The organism is Ferrovum myxofaciens (assembly GCF_000735045.1).
Taxonomy (GTDB): domain Bacteria; phylum Pseudomonadota; class Gammaproteobacteria; order Burkholderiales; family Ferrovaceae; genus Ferrovum; species Ferrovum myxofaciens.
Genome location: NZ_JPOQ01000563.1, coordinates 1 through 265 on the forward strand (window position 1 = coordinate 1; position 265 = coordinate 265).

General features: G+C 54.0%; 1 pseudogene. It reads right to left on the reverse strand.

Going from position 1 to position 265, the window contains the following annotated elements:
- Window positions 1–248, reverse strand: a pseudogene (locus IV91_RS0115115) (transposase); the annotation flags it as partial.
- Window positions 249–265 lie beyond the last annotated feature (17 nt).

Below are 265 nucleotides of genomic sequence, written 5' to 3' on the forward strand. Positions count from 1 at the left end.
CACATCGTTTCGATATGGGATGGGTGGTGCGTGTTGCTCATAACGCAGCGTGCGAGGAATGCGGAATACACATCCCGTTGCACAACTCCCGATCCATCCCCCAGCACATGCCACCGCTGACTGAGCAGCTTCTTTGTGCAAACTTCGGTGGTGTGGTCGTACTGCGACATTTTCAGCGACCAGGTGTGCAAATCAATCAACTTGCCGCCAGCACTTTCAGCCTTGCGACGCAATTGTTCGACGAACATTCCGGGTGCTCTGACTT